Consider the following 16,980-nt stretch of genomic DNA (forward strand, 5'->3'; position numbering starts at 1 on the left):
TGGGTCGGTCATGCCAAGCGAACTGCCCGCCACTCCTGTCATCGCCGAGGTCGTCGACAAGTACGCCGACGACCTCGTCGCCCTGCGCCGCGACCTCCACGCCCACCCCGAGCTGAGCTGGGCCGAGGAGCGCACCTCCGAGGCGGTCGTGACCGCGCTGGAGGGTGCCGGATGGACGGTGCGGCGGCCCGAGGGCGGGGGAGTGCTGGCCGAGATCGGCCACAGCGGCCCGCTCGTCGCGCTGCGCGCCGACCTCGACGCGCTGCCGGTCGACGACCTCATCTCCGACCCGTGGCGCAGCACCAACCCCGGGGTGGCCCACGCGTGCGGCCACGACGTCCACACGGCCGGGCTCGTCGGTGCCGGCCTCGCGCTGGCAGAGGTCTCGGCTCGCGGCATGCTGCCCGGGCGCGTGCGCCTGCTCTTCCAGCCGGCCGAGGAGGTCATGCCCGGTGGGGCGCTGCAGCTGATCTCCGCCGGTGCGCTCGAGGGCGTCTCCCACGTCTTCGGCCTGCACTGCGACCCCAGCCTCGACGTCGGCCGCCTCGGCCTCCGGGAGGGACCGCTCACCGGTGCCGCCGACGCGCTGACGGTGCGGCTGATCGGCAAGGGCGGCCACACCTCGCGGCCCCACCTCACCGAGGACCTCACCTTCGCCCTCGGCAAGGTCATCACCGAGCTCCCGGCGATCCTGAGCCGGCGCCTCGACCCCCGTGCGGGGGTCAGCGTCGTCTGGGGCATGGTGCGGGCGGGCTCCGCGCACAACGTGATCCCGCACGGCGGCGTGGTGGCCGGCACGGTGCGGATGCTCGACGCGGTCGCCTGGGCCGACGCCGAGCACCTGATCCGCCAGCTGATCGCCGCCATCGTGGCGCCCTACAGCGTGACCGCCGAGGTGACCTACCAGCGCGGCGTGCCCCCGGTCGTCAACCACGCGGAGTCCACGCGCCTGCTCGGCACAGCGGTCGAGAACGTCCTGGGCGTGCACGGCCACGTCTCCACCGCCCAGAGCCTGGGCGGCGAGGACTTCGGGTGGTACCTCGACTCCGTCCCCGGTGCGATGGCCCGCCTCGGCACCCGCTCGCCCGGCGGTCCGACGTACGACCTGCACCAGGGGAACCTCCGCGTCGACGAGGCGGCCACCGGCATCGCCGCCCGCGTCCTCGCCGAGGCCGCGGTGACCGCGCTCAGCGACTGACGCCGCAGGCGGGGGGCAGCGGGAGCCCGAAGGTGAAGGCGCTGCCCTCGCCGAGGGTGGACTCGACGCCGAGGTGCCCGCTCATCAGGTCGACCAGCTCGCGGCAGATCGCCAGCCCGAGGCCGACGCCGAGGCGGTCGCCCGCGGACTGCGGGTCGGCCTGGACGAACGGGTCGAAGAGCGTGCGGAGGTCGTCGTCGGCGATGCCGATCCCGGTGTCGCGGACCCGGAAGTCGACCCAGCTGCCCACGCCCGGGCCGTCCGCGGAGCAGGGGCGGCCGCTGACGAGGACGTCGACGGAGCCGTGCTCGGTGTAGGCGATGGCGTTCTGGACGAGGTTGGTGACGACCTGGGTGATGCGCCGCGTGTCGCCGAGGCCGGACGCGGGGACCCCCTCGTCGACGGTGAAGCGGATCGCCAGCCCTTGCTGCTCGGCGAGCGGGACGGCCCACGACGCCACGTCGTCGACGATCGCGCGTACGTCGACCGGCGCCCTGCGCAGCACCGTCTGGCGTGCCTCGAGACCGGAGAACTCGAGGATCTCCTGCACCAGGTGCAGCAGGCGCTCACCGGAGCGGTGCACGATGCGGGCGAAGTGCTCGGGCTCCGGCGGCAGGTCGGTGTCGAGCAGCAGCTCGGAGGCGCCCATCAGGGCTGCCAGCGGCGTACGGACCTCGTGGCTCACGGTGGCCAGGAAGAGGGTCTTGGCGGCGTTGGCCTCCTCCAGCTCGCGCAGCACCCGCTTGGCCTCGGTGACGTCCTCGGTCACGCCGTGCACGCCCACGACCTCGCCGCCGACGATCACCGGGATGGCCGTGCAGCGGATGTCGATGACCTCGCCGTCGATGCGCACGACCCGCGCCTCGACCACCTGCGGGTCGCCGGCCATGGCTCGGTCGAAGCCGTCCTGGATGAGGTGCACGTCGTCGGGGTGGATGACCTGCCGGAAGTGGGTCTGCCGCATCTCCTCGAGACTGAGCCCGGTCATCTCCAGCGACAGCTGGTTGGCGTCGGTGAAGTAGCCCCGCGGGTCGACCGAGTAGGTGGCGTGGGGGTGGTGGGTGAACATCGAGGCGTAGCGCTCGCTGCTCTGGGACATTGCCTGGGCGCCCACCTGCGCGTCGGCCGACGAGGAGCGACCGGGGTCGCGCTCATCGAGAGCCATCAGGACCTCCGAGAATCGTGTTGGCGTGCGTTGCACCGTACCCCGTGGCATCCGCTGCCGATACAGGCCACCCTGGTGGTGTAGGGGCCACCGCTGGTCGCTGCGTCGCCGACCCGCCACGGGTCCGCGATCTGCGCGGCCGTGGCCCTGCCTACCCGTGGTCAGTCGGCGAGGAATGCGGGCTGGCTGCCAGATGGTCGACGAGTTCGGCGAGGTGAGCGAGGCCGCGGGCTTGGGCCATGCTCGCCGCGATGCGCCCGGCGCTGGCCCGATACGTGGCATCTCGGAGCACCGCTCGGACAGCGTCTGCGACCGCGGCGGGTGGGGGCGTCTCGGTCTTGAGGCGGCGACCCACGCCGGACCAGGAGATCCGGCCGGCGACCTCGGGCTTGTCTTCCTGGCCGGTGCTCGTCACGATCGGTACGCCGTGGCGCAAGGCGTACTGGACGCCTCCATAGCCACCGTTCGTGACGAACACGTCGGTCCGAGGCAGGAGCTCGTCGTAGGGCAGAAATGCCGCGGCGCGCGCGTTGGCTGGCAGTGGCGGAAGCGTGTCGAGCGGACGTCCGCCAGTGGAGACCACCACGAGCACGTCGTCGTCGGCGAGCCCCTCGAGCGTCGGAGCGATGATCTGACGGTAGTCACGGTTCGCGATCGTTCCCTGCGTCACGTGGACGACGGGCCGTGAGCCGTCGAGCTCGTCCCACCACGGCGGCATCGGCGCCTGCGAGCCAGTGGGGGAGATCGGGCCCACGAAGTGCAGGGTGGTCGGCGCGTCGGAGCGGGGGTACTCGAACTCGGGAACGGTGAACTGCGCGATGGCGTCGGCGTGCCGTGGCCAATCGAGAACCGGGAACGGCAGCGGTCGTGCGAACAGCTGGTGATTGACCTCCCCAGCCACACGCTCCGCCCCGCGGAACACCATGCGAGCGGCGAGCCCGCCCAGCGCTGCGTTGCGCAGGCGACCGATGGGACCGCGCAGCGGCAGGAGGCCCATGCCGAACGGCGCGGTGTCGCGACTGGCGATGGTGAGTGGGATGACGCCGCAGACCACGATCGGTGGCCTTGTGCCGAGCCGGTGGCCAAGCATGAATGCGCCGCCAGTGAACGCGGGATCCGTCAGGATCGCATCCGCATGCTCGGCCTCCTGCAGGGCCATGACCGCGTCGTGCTGGGCCCGGCCCGGGCGCACGAAGACGTGCTCCACGTCGAACGCCAGCGACTTCGCGCCGTTCAGTCCCACGCGCTCGGGAAAGTTGTGATCCAGGAATTGCCGGTCGTCGAAGTCTGCGTCCGCCGGGAGAGCAACGTGTCGCGCGCCGGTGGCCTCCACCGCGTCGACGAAACGGGTGCCAGTCAGGAAGCGCACACGGTCGCCGCGCTCGGCGAAGTGGCGAGCGACCGCAAGCAGTGGAGTGACGTGACCGTGGACTGGTACTGCGGCAATGATGATGGACGCCATGAGACACCTCGATGAAGGTTCCCGAGACGGGCTGTACGCCTTCCGTCCACTATTCACCTCCATGCGATAGTAGTCAATATGGTTGCTCCAGGTCGTCCGTACCGATCCGATCTTCGGCAGCGCCAAGCGGCGGAGACACGCCTTCGGGTGGTCGAGGTGGCGGTGGAGCTGTTCGGGCGGCAGGGGTACCACGCAACCACCTTCGGCCAGCTTGCCGAAACGGCCGGCGTATCGGTCAAGACGGTCCAAGAGCACGGGCCGAAGTCGGCGCTGCTGCGCGCCGCTGTGGAGCTGACGGCCTTCGGCGTCGAGGGCGAGGAGGACTTCTTCGCCACCGAACTGGGCCGGGCGATGCTGCAGGTGCCCGGCCCCAGCGAGCTGGCGACGATGATGGGCGAGGCGATGCTCGCCATCAATGCACCTGCGGCCGGGCTGTGGATGACGGTCGTGGGCGCACACCAAGGTGACGAGGAGCTGACCGGCTTCCATGCCGAGATGCTCGTCCTGATCCGTCGTCAGGTCGAACGCGTGCTGCAGCACGTCGACGACCGCGGCTGGCTCCGGCGCGACGTGCCCTTCGACGACCTCGTCGAGGCCTTCTGCGTCATCACGAGCGCTGAGACCTACGTGCGCTTCGTCCAGCACGACCGCCAATCGCCGGAGGCGTACACCGCATTTGTGGCGCGCACCGTGCGCGAGACCATTCTCACGCGCTGAGCGAAGGGTGATTCATGCTCGCCGACAACGCCGCGGCTTCGCCCGCCCGCGACGAGCAGCGCCCTTCAGCTGCCCTCTGGTGAAGACCATCGCCGCACTGCGCTCCACCTGAGCGACCAGTAGCGAGCCACCAGGCTCAGCGCATGAAGGGCTCGAAGATGGCCCTGACGACGACCGACGCGCGGTCGGCGTCACCCTCGGCGATCGCCTCGACGAGGTCGTGGTGCCGGCGATGGGCCGTGGCGTCGTCGCCGGACTCGTCGTGGCGCATGTGGCTCGCGAAGACGTCGGTCACGCTCGCGTAGAGCTGGAGGTAGAGGGGGTTGTGCGTCGCCGCCACGATCGCGCGGTGCAGCGCGAGGTCCGCGGCCGCCCTGACGTCGGGGTCCTCCGACGCCCAGCTCGCCTCGCGCTGGTCCCGCAGGTCACGCAGCAGGTCGACGTCGGCGTCCGTACGACGCAGCGCCGCGAGCGAGGCCGCCGCGCTGTCGAGCGCCAGCCGCAGCTCGAGGTAGTGGTGCCGGCTGCCGCCGGCGAGCTGCCGGGCCAGCGAGCCGCTGAGCTCGGACGTCGAGATCACGAAGGTCCCGCGGCCCTGCTCCCGGCTGAGGAGCCCGGCGTGCACGAGCGACTGCAACGCCTCACGGACGGTGTTGCGCCCGACCCCGAAGGCGGCGACGAGGTCGCCCTCGACGGGTATCCGCTCACCGACCGGCCACCGGCCCGAGGTGATCTCCTCCTGGAAGCGCGCGGCGACCTGGTCGATCAGCCCCACTCGACGCACCGGTGGGGGTGTGCCAGACTCGCCGTGATTCATCCCATGATCCCATCATTCGCCGCGACCTCGGAGCAAGTGTTGACCATCCCCGCCGCAACTGCACCCACGAACGGACGGTCGGGCACGGCGACCCGAGGTCCGCTGGCCCTCTGGGCCGGGCTCGCGATCGCGCTGACCGCGCTCAACCTGCGGACCGCCGTCACGGGCATCACGCCACTGCTGGAGATCATCGGCTCGGACCTCGGGTTCGGCCTCGCCCTCGCCGGCCTGCTCGGCACCGTGCCGGCCGCGACCTTCGGCGTCTTCGGCTTCCTGGCACCGTTCGTGACGCGGAGGTACGGCCTCGAGCGCACCGCGACCGCCGCCCTCGGCCTCTCGGCGCTCTCGCTCGTGCTGCGCGCGCTCTCCCCGACGCCCCTGGCGCTGGTGGCGTCGACCGTGCTCGCGCTGGCGGGCATCGGCGCGGCCAACGTCGTGCTCGTGCCGCTCATCAAGGCCTGGTTCGCCGGTCGCATCGCCCTGTGGACGTCGTCGTACCTGCTGCTGATGCAGACGGGCCAGTTCGTGGCACCCCTCCTGGCCGTGCCGGTGGCCGACGCGGCGGGCTGGCGGGTCTCGGTGGGCATCTGGGCGGTGCCGGCCGCGGTGGCCGCGGTGGTCTGGTGCGTCCTCGCGGTCAGGCTGCCCGCCGACCACCACGTGCCGGTCGCCGCGACGCCCTCCGACAGGCTCCGGGTCAGCCGGTCGCCGACCGTCTGGGGACTGGTGGGGCTCTTCGCGATGATGTCGCTGTCCAACTACAGCATCATCACGTGGGTTCCGGCGGTGCTGACTGACGCCGGTGGCAGCGCGTCGCTCGGCGGGACCATGGTCGGCCTCTACTCGGCGTGGGGCGTGCTCGCCGCCGTGGTGGTGCCGCACCTCGCCACCCGCCTGCGCAACCCGTTCGGGGTCGTCGTCGCGTGCTCGGCCGTGCTCGTCCTCGGCTACCTCGGCCTGGCCGTCTCGCCGCTGGACGGCACCGTGCTGTGGGTCTGTGCGCTGGGCGTCGGGGTCAGCACCTTCCCGCTCTGCATGACGCTCATCAACCACCGGACGCGGACGGCGCAGTCCGCCTCGACCGTGTCGGGCTTCGTGCAGGGCATCGGCTACGGCCTGGCGTGCCTCGGGCCGATCGGGCTCGGCCTGCTCCGGGAGACGACGGGGTCGTGGTCGACGCCGCTGGTCGTCCTCGCCGCGACCGCCGTCCCGGGAGTGGTCGCGGGATGGTTCGCCTGCCAGCCGCGGTTCGTCGAGGACGACGCGTCCCGCGTCGCCGGATGAGCACGAAGGGCCCGGCGCACGGCGCCGGGCCCTCCTCGAGCTGACCTACTGTTGTCGGTAGGGCACGCCGTCCGCAGCCGGCGGCCGGGAGCGGCCCACGAGACCTGCCACCGCGAAGATGGTGACGAGGTAGGGGAGCATCAGCATGAACTGGCTCGGCACGGGCGAGCCGATCGCCGAGAGCACGCCCTGCAGGTTGGTCGCGAACCCGAAGAGCAACGCCGCCAGCGTGGCGCGGATCGGGTCCCACTTGCCGAAGATGACGGCGGCCAGGGCGATGTAGCCCGCACCGCCGGTCATCTCGCGGTTGAAGCCGGCGACCGAGACGAGGCTGAAGTAGGCGCCGCCCATGCCGGCGATCGCACCCGCGAGCAGGATCGTGCGGTAGCGGGTGCGGTTGACCTTGATGCCGACGGTGTCGGCGGCCTTGGGGTGCTCGCCGACCGCGCGCAGGCGCAGCCCCCAGCGGGTGCGGTAGAGGGCGAACGCCACGACCGCGACGACGACGTAGAGCAGGTAGACGAGCGGCGTCTGGCGGAAGAAGATCGGCCCGATCAACGGGATGTCGCCGAGCACCGGGATCGGCACCGCGCGCAGGCGCTCGGGGGAGTTGAGCGACTCCGCGTTGGGCGTGAGCACCTGCCGGAACAGGAAGTTCGTCAGGCCGACCACGAGCACGTTGAGCACGACGCCGACGATCACCTGGTCGACGAAGTAGGTGATCGCGAACAGGCCCAGGATCAGCGCCACGAGGGCGCCGGCCACCGCGGCGGCCGCGACACCGGCCCAGGGCGAGCCCGTCGTCGAGGCGGTGATGGCAGCGGCGAACGCGCCGAGGAGCAGCTGGCCCTCGATGGCGATGTTGACCACGCCGGCGCGCTCACCGAGCACGCCGCCCAGCGCGCCGAAGACGAGCGGGATCGCGAGCGCCACGGCACCGCCGAGCAGGCTGACGACACGGATCCGGTCGCCGGCGGCGGCCCAGCTGAGGAAGCCGATCATCCACACGATCGCGAAGGTGATCGGGATCCACATCGGCTGGTGGAGCCGGGTGAGCATGCGGCGCACCGCCTCCGCGGTGAGCCCGAGGCAGATCACCACCATCAGCCAGGCGGTGGGGCCCGACGGCACCACGATGTCGGGCAGGGTGACGAAGTCGGTCGCGACCGAGAGCTGGAACGTCGTGTCGCCCGACGGCTTGGAGCGCAGCAGGATGCCGGCGAGGAGCAGGGTCAGCACGCCGAGCACCACCGGGAGCTTGCGAGCGCCCGCGCCGCGCGTGGGCGTCACGACGGTGTCGGGAGCCAGCCCACCGCTCTCGGGGGTCGGCTGCGTGGTCACGGTGCTCACTTGGCCTCCTGGGCGGGGAGCCGGAAGATCGCGCGCACCAGGGGAGGGGCGGCGAGGAAGAGGACGATCAGCGACTGCACCACGAGCACGAGGTCGACCGAGATGTTCTCGGAGGTCTGCATGGTGAAGCCACCGGCCTTGAAGGCGCCGAACAGGAGCCCGGCGGCCAGGATCCCGAGCGGGCGGGAGCGGCCGAGCAGCGCGACGGTGATGGCGTCGAAGCCGATCGCCGCGTCGAGGTCGAGCGAGACGCCGCTGGACACGGTGCCGAGCACCTGGTTGATGCCGGCGAGGCCGAGCAGGGAGCCGGCGATCATCATCACGACGATGTAGGTCTTGCCGACGTCGATGCCGGAGGCGCGGGCCGCGTGCGGGTTCTCGCCGACGGCACGGATGCGGTAGCCGAGGGTGGAGCGGTTGAGCAGCCACCACGCGACCGCGACCGCGACGATGGCGATCACGAAGCCGAGGTGCAGGTTGAACTGGTCGCCCAGCACCTTGGGCAGGGTCGCGGACTCCTTCATCGGCGGCGACTTCGGGTTCACCGAGCCGGGTGTCTTGAGCAGCCAATCCTTGGTGAGGGCCCAGAACACGAGGTAGTAGGCGACGTAGTTGAGCATGATCGTGACGATCACCTCGTGGGCCCCGGTGCGGGCCTTCAGCACGCCCGCGATGCCACCCCACAGGGCGCCGGCAGCCATGCCCACGAGGATCGCGAGCGGCAGGTGGACGGCGAGCGGCAGGTCGAGCTTGAAGCCGACCCAGCCGGCCGCGGCACCAGCGATGAGCATCTGGCCGCGGCCACCGATGTTGAACATCCCCGCCCGGAAGGCCAGGCCGACGCCGAGGCCGCCCAGGATCAGCGGGCCGGAGAACTTCAGCGTCTCCGTCAGCGGGCGCCACTGCTGGGCGGGCTCGGTGAGGTTGTAGTTGAAGACCGCCCCGCGGAACATCGCGCTGTAGGCGCCGGAGATGGCGTCCCACACGGCGGTGAAGAAGTCGGAGGGGCGGGCGGTGACGTAGCCGGCGGCCTCGCGCACCGCGTCGTCGGTCGCGGCGATCATCACCGAGCCGACGAAGACCGCGAGGACCACGGCCAGCACCCCGGCGAGGACGTCGCCCGAGGCGATCTCGCGCAGCAGCGACCGCGAGCGCTCACCGCGCGCGTCGTGGGGGTCGGTCCCGGGCTCCTCGGTCACCGTGTCGGTGGCCGTCGTGCCCCGGGCGGCCTCGTCGTCCGTCACCGGCGCGTCGGGCTCGTCGGGCTGGGGCTTGGGGGTGTCACTCACGCGACCACGTCCTTCAGGTCCTTCGGGCGTTCGCCGGTCATCATGAGTCCGAGGGTCTCGCGCGGGGTGTCGGCCGGGACGATGCCGACGACCTTGCCGCGGTAGAGCACCATGATGCGGTCGGCGAGCGCGACCACCTCGTCGAGCTCGGTGGAGACCACCAGGACCGGGATGCCGCTGTCGCGGGTCGCGACGATCTGCTTGTGGATGAACTCGATCGAGCCGACGTCGACACCGCGGGTGGGCTGGGCAGCGACGAGCAGCCGCAGGTCGCGGGAGAGCTCGCGGGCCACCACGACCTTCTGCTGGTTGCCGCCGGAGAGGTTGGCGGCCAGCGAGTCGATGTCGCGGGCGCGGACGTCGTACTCCTTCAGCTTCTGCTGGGCGAACTCGCGCAGCGCGCCGAGCCGCAGCGAGCCGTTCCTGACGAACGGCGACCTGAAGCTGCGGTTGAGCATGAGGTTCTCGGCGATGGTGAAGCCGGGCACGAGGCCGTCGACCTGCCGGTCCTCGGGGATGAAGCCGACGCCGGCGTCGAGGATCTTGCGCGTGGAGCGGCCCACCAGCTCCACGCCGTCGAGCCTGATCGAGCCGCTGACGTCGTCCTGGAGGCCGAGGAGGGCCTCGGTGAGCTCGGTCTGGCCGTTGCCCTGGACGCCCGCCACAGCGAGGATCTCGCCGGCGCGGATGGTGAAGCTGAGCCCGTCGCACTGCTTGTGACCGGCCGCGTCGACCACCTGGAGGTCCCTGACCACCAGCGCGTCGTCGCCGAGCGTGGGGGCGTCCTTGTGGACGACCAGCTCGACCGGGCGGCCGACCATCATCGAGGCGAGCTCGACGTTGCTGGCCGTGGGCTCGGCCTCGCCGACCACCTTGCCGAGCCGGATCACGGTGATCCGGTCGGCGACCTCGCGGACCTCACGGAGCTTGTGGGTGATGAAGACGATGGCCTTCCCGGCCTCCTTGAGCTGGCGCATGATGTCCATCAGCTCGTCGGTCTCCTGCGGCGTGAGCACGGCGGTGGGCTCGTCGAAGACCAGCAGCTCGGCGTCGCGGGACAGGGCCTTGATGATCTCCACGCGCTGCTGCACGCCGACGGGGAGGTCCTCGACCACGGCGTCGGGGTCGACGTGGAAGCCGAACCGCTCCGAGATCTCGGTGACGCGCTTGCTCGCCTCGGCGAGGTCCAGCGTGCCGGCGAAGCCGGTGGTCTCGTTGCCGAGCATGACGTTCTCGGCGACGGTGAAGACGGGGATGAGCATGAAGTGCTGGTGGACCATGCCGATGCCGGCCGCCATCGCGTCGCCGGGGCCGGTGAAGTGCTGCACCTCGCCGTCGAGCTCGATCTCGCCCTCGTCGGCCTTGTAGAGGCCGTAGAGGACGTTCATCAGCGTGGACTTGCCGGCGCCGTTCTCGCCGAGGAGGCAGTGGATCTCACCGGGCTCCACCCTGAGGGAGATCGAGTCGTTGGCCACCACGCTGCCGAAGCGTTTGGTGATGCCTCGCAGGACGAGTCTCATGGCATCGCATCCTAGGGGTCGGGATGGTCCGGAGGTCTGGACCGGGGTCTGGTACGGAGGCGCCCGGGAGCCGGGCGAGGAGGACCTCGACACGGAGAAGGGAGGCCGACGAATCCGTCGGCCTCCCTCCGTCGTGGAGCGTGCGGGTGATCAGCCCAGGTAGGACTCGACCTTGATGGAGCCGTCGATGATGCCGGCCTTCACCTCGTCGAGCTCAGCGGCCAGCTCGGGGCTGACCTTGTCCTCGAAGTTGTGGAACGGCGCGATGCCGACGCCGTCGTTCTCGAGGGTGCCGATGTAGGGCTCGAAGTCGAACTCGTCGTTGCCGGCAGCCATGATCGCCTCGTAGGTGGACACCTTCATGTCCTTGAGGATCGAGGTCATGACGTAGTCCTGGGTGGTCGGGTCGGTCTCGAAGAGGTCGGCGTCGACGCCCACCATCGCGATGTCCTTGCCCGAGTCCTCGATCGCCGTGATCGCGCCCTGGTAGATCGGGCCGCCGACCGGCAGGATCACGTCGACGTCCTGGTCGAGGATCTGCTTGGCGGTGCTGGTCGCGGCCTCGTTGGCCTCGAAGCCACCGGTGAAGGAACCGTTCTTGCCGTCCCAGCCGACGACCTCGACGTCCTTCTTCTTCTCCTTGGCGTAGTACTCGGCGCCCTGCTTGAAGCCGTCCATGAAGATGGTGACGGTCGGGAAGGGCATGCCGCCGTAGGTGCCGACCTTGCCGGTCTCGGTGTAGTCGGCAGCGGCGTAGCCGGCGAGGAACGCGGCCTGCGCCGTGTTGTAGAGCAGCGGCTTGATGTTCTCGACGTCGGCCTTGCCGTCGAAGGTCTGGCCGTCGTCGCCGCCGTCGGCGGAGTCGTCGATCAGGACGTACTCGATGTCGGGGTTGGCGGCGGCCGACTCCTTGGTCGCCGCGGCCAGGGCGAAGCCGACGGTCACGATGGCGTCGCAGCCCTCGCCGACCAGGCTCTCCAGGTTCGGGCCGTAGTCGTTCTCGCTGTTGGACTCGACGGCCTTGAGCTCGACGCCCAGCTCGTCGGCGGCCTGCTTGGCGCCCTCGTAGCCCAGCTGGTTGAACGACTTGTCGTCGAAACCACCGGCGTCGGACACGATGCACGGCAGGAAGTCGCTCGCCGCCGCGCTGCTGTCGTTGCCACTCCCGGTGTCGGTGTCTTCCTCGGGCGCGTCACCACACGCAGCCAGGGTCGCGGCCGCCAGCAGCGCCACGAGGCCGCTCGAGACGACCTTCCTCGTCTTCAACACAAATGCCTCCAAGTTCGTGCACCCCGGGGTGGGGTCAGCTGTCCGGGAGCATGATGCCTGCCGTGGCGCACCCCGTCACGCGGTTCGGAACTTCTGAAATGCGTTTGAGACCTAAAAGTCACCGGACGACTTTCGGCGGAACCTGCCAAAGACCGTGGCTTCCCCGTATGCGCCATAGTGACCGCGTGGACGACAGCTGGCAGCAGGGTGACTGGGACGGGCTCCGCGAGCGGGCCGTGCAGGTGATGCAGCGGGCCTACGCGCCCTACTCGCGCTACAAGGTGGGAGCGGCCGCGCGGGCCGACGACGGCCGGGTCGTGGTGGGCTGCAACGTGGAGAACGCGGCGTACGGCGTCGTGCTGTGCGCCGAGTGCGGCGTGGTCTCGCAGCTGCACGCCACGGGCGGCGGCCGTCTGACGCACTTCGTCTGCGTCAACAGCGAGGGTGAGATCATCATGCCGTGCGGCCGGTGCCGCCAGCTCCTGTTCGAGCACGGTGGCCGTGACCTGCTGGTCTGGACCGTCTCGGGCGTGAGACCCATGTCCGAAGTGCTGCCCGACGCCTTCGGACCCGACGACCTGGCCCACGTGGCCGACACCGCAGCGGAAGGACCCCAGTAGTGGCTGCCCACGACGCCGTCGAGGTGATCCTCGCCAAGCGCGACAAGCACGAGCTCACCGACAGCCAGATCGACTGGGTGATCGACGCCTACACGCGCGGCGACGTCGCCGACGAGCAGATGTCGTCGCTCGCGATGGCGATCCTGCTCAACGGCATGAACCGCCGCGAGATCTCGCGCTGGACCGGCGCGATGATCGCCTCGGGGGAGCGGATGGACTTCTCCTCGCTGTCGCGCCCGACTGCCGACAAGCACTCCACCGGCGGTGTCGGCGACAAGATCACCCTGCCGCTCGCCCCGCTGGTCGCCGCGTGCGGCGTCGCGGTCCCGCAGCTCTCGGGCCGCGGCCTCGGCCACACCGGCGGCACGCTCGACAAGCTCGAGTCGATCCCCGGGTGGCGCGCGGCGCTGAGCAACGAGGAGATGTTCGCCATCCTCGAGGACGTCGGCGCCGTGATCTGCGCCGCCGGCGACGGCCTCGCCCCGGCCGACAAGAAGCTGTACGCCCTGCGCGACGTCACCGGCACCGTGGAGGCGATCCCGCTGATCGCCAGCTCGATCATGAGCAAGAAGATCGCGGAGGGCACCGGTGCCCTGGTGCTCGACGTCAAGGTCGGGAGCGGGGCCTTCATGAAGGACCTCGGCTCCGCACGCGAGCTCGCCGAGACGATGGTGGCGCTCGGCACCGACGCCGGCGTGCACACCGTGGCGCTCCTCACCGACATGGCCACGCCGCTCGGGCTGACCGCGGGCAACGCCGTCGAGGTGCAGGAGTCCGTCGACGTCCTGGCGGGCGGCGGTCCCTCCGACGTGGTCGAGCTGACCCTGGCCCTGGCCCGCGAGATGCTCGCCGGCGCCGGGCGCGACGACGTCGACCCGGCGGACAAGCTGGCCGACGGCTCGGCCATGGACGTGTGGAAGGCGATGATCCGCGCCCAGGGCGGCGACCCGGACGCGGCCCTTCCCGAGGCGAAGGAGTCGCACGTGGTCACCGCGCCGTCGAGCGGCACCCTCACCCGGTTGGACGCGATGGCGGTCGGGATGGCCGCCTGGCGCCTCGGCGCGGGCCGGGCTCGCAAGGAGGACCCGGTGCAGGCCGGTGCCGGCGTCGTCTGGCACGCGCGGCCCGGCGACGACGTCACGGAGGGCGAGCCGCTGTTCACGCTGCTCACCGACGAGCCGGAGCGCTTCGAGCGGGCGCTGGCCTCGCTCGAGGGCGGTTTCGACATCGGCGGCGACACCGCCGGTGTCGGCACGCAGATCGTGCTCGACCGCATCGGCTGAGACGGACCGCGCGCGCTCTCCCCAACCTTGGTGATGACCGGCCGGTAGCAACCGGCTTCCCGGGCCTCCTCCTTAGCGTTTCTTTACCTTAGGGATCTTGGGGGACCCGATGCAGAGCAACGATCAGCGCGGGCCCGGCCGCGCCACGATGATGTCCACCGCCGTCCTGACGGTCCTGGTGCTGGTGACCGGCCTGGCCGTCGGCGCGGGCGTGACGTGGTTCGCGCTGTCGCGCGACGACGGCGGGTCCACGGCCGCTGACGACGGGTGCGCCGAGTTCCAGCGGGTGGACCTCGCCGTCGCCCCGGAGATGTACGGCGTGGTGGTGGCCGCGCTCGCGGACGTCACGCCCGACTGCGTCCAGGTCGACCCCGCCCTGCGGCCGGGCATGGAGGTCGCCCGTGGTGCGTCGCTGGGCAGCAGGTTGCCCGACGTCTGGATCCCGGAGGCGCACTTCGTGGCCACCGAAGCGTTCCTCGGCGATGCCCCCCGACCCCGGTTGCTGGTGAAGAGCCTGGCTCAGACGCCTGTGGTCCTCGCGGGTGGCAACGCCGCGCGGCAGTTCGCGACGTGGGGCGACGCCGAGGCATCGGGGCTGGTGTCCGTGCCCAGCCCGGAGTCGTCCATCGCCGGCGCCCTCGCGGTGACCGCGCCCGAGGCCGAGGCCGACATGGTGGGCCGGACCCGGGACGCCGCCCGGCAGATCATGGTGCCCTTCGCGCAGGCCCAGGGCGCGCGAACGGTGGCGGGAGAGGACGCCACGGTGCAGCCGGCCATGTTCCCGCGCAGGTCACCGCGGCTGGTGGTCACCACCGAGCAGCAGCTGCTGACCGAGGCGGGGCGTGCCGACCTCCGTGACCTGACCCCGCCCGTGGGCGCTCCGGTCCTCGACTTCCCCCTCATGGTCGCCGACGATGCCGCCCCCGGGTCGCGTGCGCTGGCGCGCTCGCTCGCCGCGCACCTCAACGGCAAGGTGGGGCGCTCGTTGATCTCCGACGAGGAGCTTCACGCGCCGAGCGGAGACCGTGACGGGTTCCTGCGACCGCCCGCGGCGACGGCGATCGCCGAAGCGGTCTACTCCTGGAGCCAGCTCAGCGTTCCGTCGGCGATGCTCGCTGTCGTCGACGCGTCCGGATCGATGGACGCCGATACCGGAACCGGGTCCCGGATGGGCCTGCTGGCCGACGCGGCCCGCATCGGACTGGGCTTCCTGCCCGACCACGCCCGGGTGGGCCTCTGGATCTTCTCGATCGACAAGGGTGGTCCGGGGCAGGACTGGCGCGAGCTCGAGCCCATCCGTCGCCTCGACGACCTGCGCTTCGGGCGCACCCAGCGCTACGCGCTGCGTGAGCGTGCCGCCGAGCTGCCGAGCCTGACCGACGGCGGGACCGGTCTCTACGACACGGCCCTGGCCGCGTACCGCACGGCACTGAAGAACTACCGCCCGCACTACTCCAACGCCGTGGTCCTCATGACCGACGGCCAGAACGAGGACCCCGGCTCCATCAGCCTCGAGCAGCTGCTGCAGCGTCTGAAGGACCTGCGGGACCCCGACCGGCCGGTGCGCCTGGTGGGCATCGCGATCAGCGGGGACGCCGACCTCGGTGCCCTCCGCCAGATGGCGCGGGTGACCGGCGGTGAGGCCTACTTGGCGGCCGAGCCGACGGACATCCTGGGGGTGTTCGCCCGGGCGGTGCTGTCGCGCTGACGCCCGCTCAGTGCCCGCTGCGCCCGGAGCGGATCTCGCGTCTGCGCTCGCGGTGGACCACGGCCTCGCTGCCGAGCGCGACGACGACGACGAGCAGGGCGACCCCGAGCTGGCCGAGGGCGGGGACCTCGCGCAGCGGCGCCCACGCCACCAGCAGCACCACGGCGGCGACGAGCCGAGCGGTGGAGAGCTGGTGGGTCACCAGGTGCTTGAACAGCACGTGGGCGACCAGGTAGGTCACCAGCCCGAGGACCAGCGCACCGAGGGCCGCGCCCTTCAGCGGCTCGCTGAGGTCGTGGTGCTCGGTGTCGGCGACGTACTCCAGCACCTTCTTCAGGCCGAGCGCCACCAGCACGATGCCGACCATCAGCGGCAGGTGGGCGAAGGAGTAGGCGTTGCGTGCCAGGCGCGGTCGGGTGGCGGCCGGCTCACGGGTGAGCACGTGCTCGCCCAGCAGGGCGCTGACGTCGAAGTAGGCCCACCACAGCGCCTGGACGAGGAACAGGGCGAGCAGGCTCGCGGCGATGATCGGCCAGGTGACCGGCAGCTGCGCCACACCGACGCCGATCGCCACGATGGACTCGCCGAGGGCGACGATGATGATCAGGCCGTGCCGCTCGGCGAAGTGGCCGGGAGCGGGGAGCCGCCACCCTGACGATCCGCCGAGAGCCGTGCCGACGTAGTCGACGACCAGGGCGAGCACCCACAGCCAGGTCTGGGTCGGGCCCTCGGTCGCGGCAGCCACCAGGAGCACGATGCTGCTCCCGAACACCGAGGGGGTGAACCGGGCGAGCTGGGCCCGCAGCACGGGGTCGTCGCGGGCGACCACGACGAACATCACCAGGTGCATGACCCTGAAGGCGAGGTAGCACAGGGCCAGGACCAGGGGACCGTCCAGCCCGCCCGCCCCGTCGTCGTACGCCTCGGGGATGCACAGCGCGAGCAGGAACATCGCGGCCATCGCCGCGAGCATCACGACGGTGATCGCGGGCTCCTCGGCGCTGACGACGTTGGCCAGCCACGCGTAGCCCGTCCACGCCCACCACAGCAGCACCACGATGAGGACGCCCTGCACCACCGACCGCGCGCTGATGTCCTGCGCCATGAACGCGGTCACCTGCGTGAGGGCGAAGACGAAGACCAGGTCGAAGAACAGCTCGAGCGTGGAGACCGACGCCTCCTCGTCCTCGCCGCGGCGGTGGATGCGGGGCTGCCGGACCTGGGCCACCCCGTCATTGTGGCTCCGGTCCCGCGGCTGCCACCAGCCTCGTCCCAGGGGCTGTCGGGCCGACCCGGGT

14 protein-coding genes are annotated in these 16,980 nt (G+C 71.1%); 6 read left to right on the forward strand and 8 right to left on the reverse strand.

Annotation, left to right across the window (positions count from 1 at the left end; all coding sequences use genetic code 11):
• Positions 1-10: 10 nt before the first annotated feature.
• Complete coding sequence (locus tag NYO98_RS03310; RefSeq protein ID WP_268110099.1) at positions 11-1,198, forward strand: amidohydrolase; 1,188 nt, start codon at positions 11-13, stop codon at positions 1,196-1,198.
• Here NYO98_RS03310 and NYO98_RS03315 read toward each other — a convergent pair.
• Together NYO98_RS03315 and NYO98_RS03320 are read right to left on the reverse strand one after the other, a co-directional pair.
• Positions 1,188-2,363, reverse strand: a complete 1,176-nt coding sequence (locus NYO98_RS03315) for a sensor histidine kinase (RefSeq protein WP_268110100.1) — start codon at positions 2,361-2,363, stop codon at positions 1,188-1,190. The two genes, NYO98_RS03310 and NYO98_RS03315, sit on opposite strands and share 11 nt — an antisense overlap.
• Before the next feature lie 151 nt (positions 2,364-2,514).
• A complete protein-coding gene (locus NYO98_RS03320) occupies positions 2,515-3,825 on the reverse strand; it encodes a glycosyltransferase (RefSeq protein ID WP_268110101.1) in 1,311 nt (436 codons plus the stop codon).
• A gap of 147 nt (positions 3,826-3,972) precedes the next feature.
• Here NYO98_RS03320 and NYO98_RS03325 point away from each other — a divergent pair, with 147 nt between their 5' ends.
• Positions 3,973-4,542 (forward strand): TetR/AcrR family transcriptional regulator, encoded by a 570-nt coding sequence (locus NYO98_RS03325; protein ID WP_268110102.1) that lies wholly within the window; start codon positions 3,973-3,975, stop codon positions 4,540-4,542.
• 136 nt (positions 4,543-4,678) lie between these two features.
• Here the strand turns inward: NYO98_RS03325 and NYO98_RS03330 are convergent, their stop codons facing one another.
• On the reverse strand, positions 4,679-5,326 hold the full coding sequence (locus NYO98_RS03330) for a FadR/GntR family transcriptional regulator (protein ID WP_268110103.1): 648 nt from the start codon (positions 5,324-5,326) through the stop codon (positions 4,679-4,681).
• A 72-nt stretch (positions 5,327-5,398) separates the two neighbouring features.
• Here NYO98_RS03330 and NYO98_RS03335 point away from each other — a divergent pair, with 72 nt between their 5' ends.
• Positions 5,399-6,643 carry an MFS transporter gene (locus tag NYO98_RS03335; RefSeq protein WP_268110104.1) on the forward strand — a complete coding sequence of 415 codons (1,245 nt, stop codon included), beginning with the start codon at positions 5,399-5,401 and terminating at the stop codon, positions 6,641-6,643.
• 45 nt (positions 6,644-6,688) lie between these two features.
• On the opposite strand, the gene NYO98_RS03340 is transcribed toward NYO98_RS03335, so the two are convergent.
• From NYO98_RS03340 to NYO98_RS03355, 4 genes are all read right to left on the reverse strand, one after another.
• On the reverse strand, positions 6,689-7,993 hold the full coding sequence (locus tag NYO98_RS03340) for an ABC transporter permease (RefSeq protein ID WP_268110105.1): 1,305 nt from the start codon (positions 7,991-7,993) through the stop codon (positions 6,689-6,691).
• Positions 7,990-9,282 (reverse strand): ABC transporter permease, encoded by a 1,293-nt coding sequence (locus tag NYO98_RS03345; protein WP_268110106.1) that lies wholly within the window; start codon positions 9,280-9,282, stop codon positions 7,990-7,992. The genes NYO98_RS03340 and NYO98_RS03345 overlap by 4 nt, the downstream gene beginning before the upstream one ends.
• On the reverse strand, positions 9,279-10,802 hold the full coding sequence (locus NYO98_RS03350; RefSeq protein ID WP_268110107.1) for an ABC transporter ATP-binding protein: 1,524 nt from the start codon (positions 10,800-10,802) through the stop codon (positions 9,279-9,281). The genes NYO98_RS03345 and NYO98_RS03350 overlap by 4 nt, the downstream gene beginning before the upstream one ends.
• A 150-nt stretch (positions 10,803-10,952) precedes the next feature.
• Positions 10,953-12,071 (reverse strand): BMP family lipoprotein, encoded by a 1,119-nt coding sequence (locus NYO98_RS03355; RefSeq protein WP_268110108.1) that lies wholly within the window; start codon positions 12,069-12,071, stop codon positions 10,953-10,955.
• A 185-nt stretch (positions 12,072-12,256) separates the two neighbouring features.
• Between NYO98_RS03355 and NYO98_RS03360 the strand changes: the two genes are divergently transcribed.
• The 3 genes from NYO98_RS03360 to NYO98_RS03370 all read left to right on the forward strand — a co-directional run bounded on the left by NYO98_RS03360 (position 12,257) and on the right by NYO98_RS03370 (position 15,682).
• On the forward strand, positions 12,257-12,691 hold the full coding sequence (locus tag NYO98_RS03360) for a cytidine deaminase (RefSeq protein WP_268110109.1): 435 nt from the start codon (positions 12,257-12,259) through the stop codon (positions 12,689-12,691).
• The gene (locus tag NYO98_RS03365; RefSeq protein ID WP_268110110.1) at positions 12,691-13,974 is read left to right on the forward strand and encodes a thymidine phosphorylase; all 1,284 of its coding nucleotides are present in this window, start codon (positions 12,691-12,693) and stop codon (positions 13,972-13,974) included. The genes NYO98_RS03360 and NYO98_RS03365 overlap by 1 nt, the downstream gene beginning before the upstream one ends.
• 109 nt (positions 13,975-14,083) lie before the next feature.
• Positions 14,084-15,682: a VWA domain-containing protein gene (locus tag NYO98_RS03370; RefSeq protein ID WP_268110111.1), complete on the forward strand. Its 1,599-nt coding sequence runs from the start codon at positions 14,084-14,086 to the stop codon at positions 15,680-15,682.
• A 7-nt stretch (positions 15,683-15,689) separates the two neighbouring features.
• On the opposite strand, the gene NYO98_RS03375 is transcribed toward NYO98_RS03370, so the two are convergent.
• The gene (locus NYO98_RS03375; RefSeq protein ID WP_268110112.1) at positions 15,690-16,910 is read right to left on the reverse strand and encodes a low temperature requirement protein A; all 1,221 of its coding nucleotides are present in this window, start codon (positions 16,908-16,910) and stop codon (positions 15,690-15,692) included.
• Positions 16,911-16,980: the final 70 nt, after the last annotated feature.

This window comes from Nocardioides pini, from assembly GCF_026712185.1.
Taxonomy (GTDB): Bacteria; Actinomycetota; Actinomycetes; order Propionibacteriales; family Nocardioidaceae; genus Nocardioides; species Nocardioides pini.

Excerpts from the sequence above, each read along its gene's own strand:
- NYO98_RS03310 (WP_268110099.1), top strand. The coding sequence starts at position 11 with ATGCCAAGCGAACTGCCCGCCACTCCTGTCATCGCCGAGGTCGTCGAC.
- NYO98_RS03315 (WP_268110100.1), bottom strand. The coding sequence starts at position 2,363 with ATGGCTCTCGATGAGCGCGACCCCGGTCGCTCCTCGTCGGCCGACGCG.
- NYO98_RS03320 (WP_268110101.1), bottom strand. The coding sequence starts at position 3,825 with ATGGCGTCCATCATCATTGCCGCAGTACCAGTCCACGGTCACGTCACT.
- NYO98_RS03350 (WP_268110107.1), bottom strand. The coding sequence starts at position 10,802 with ATGAGACTCGTCCTGCGAGGCATCACCAAACGCTTCGGCAGCGTGGTG.
- NYO98_RS03370 (WP_268110111.1), top strand. The coding sequence starts at position 14,084 with ATGCAGAGCAACGATCAGCGCGGGCCCGGCCGCGCCACGATGATGTCC.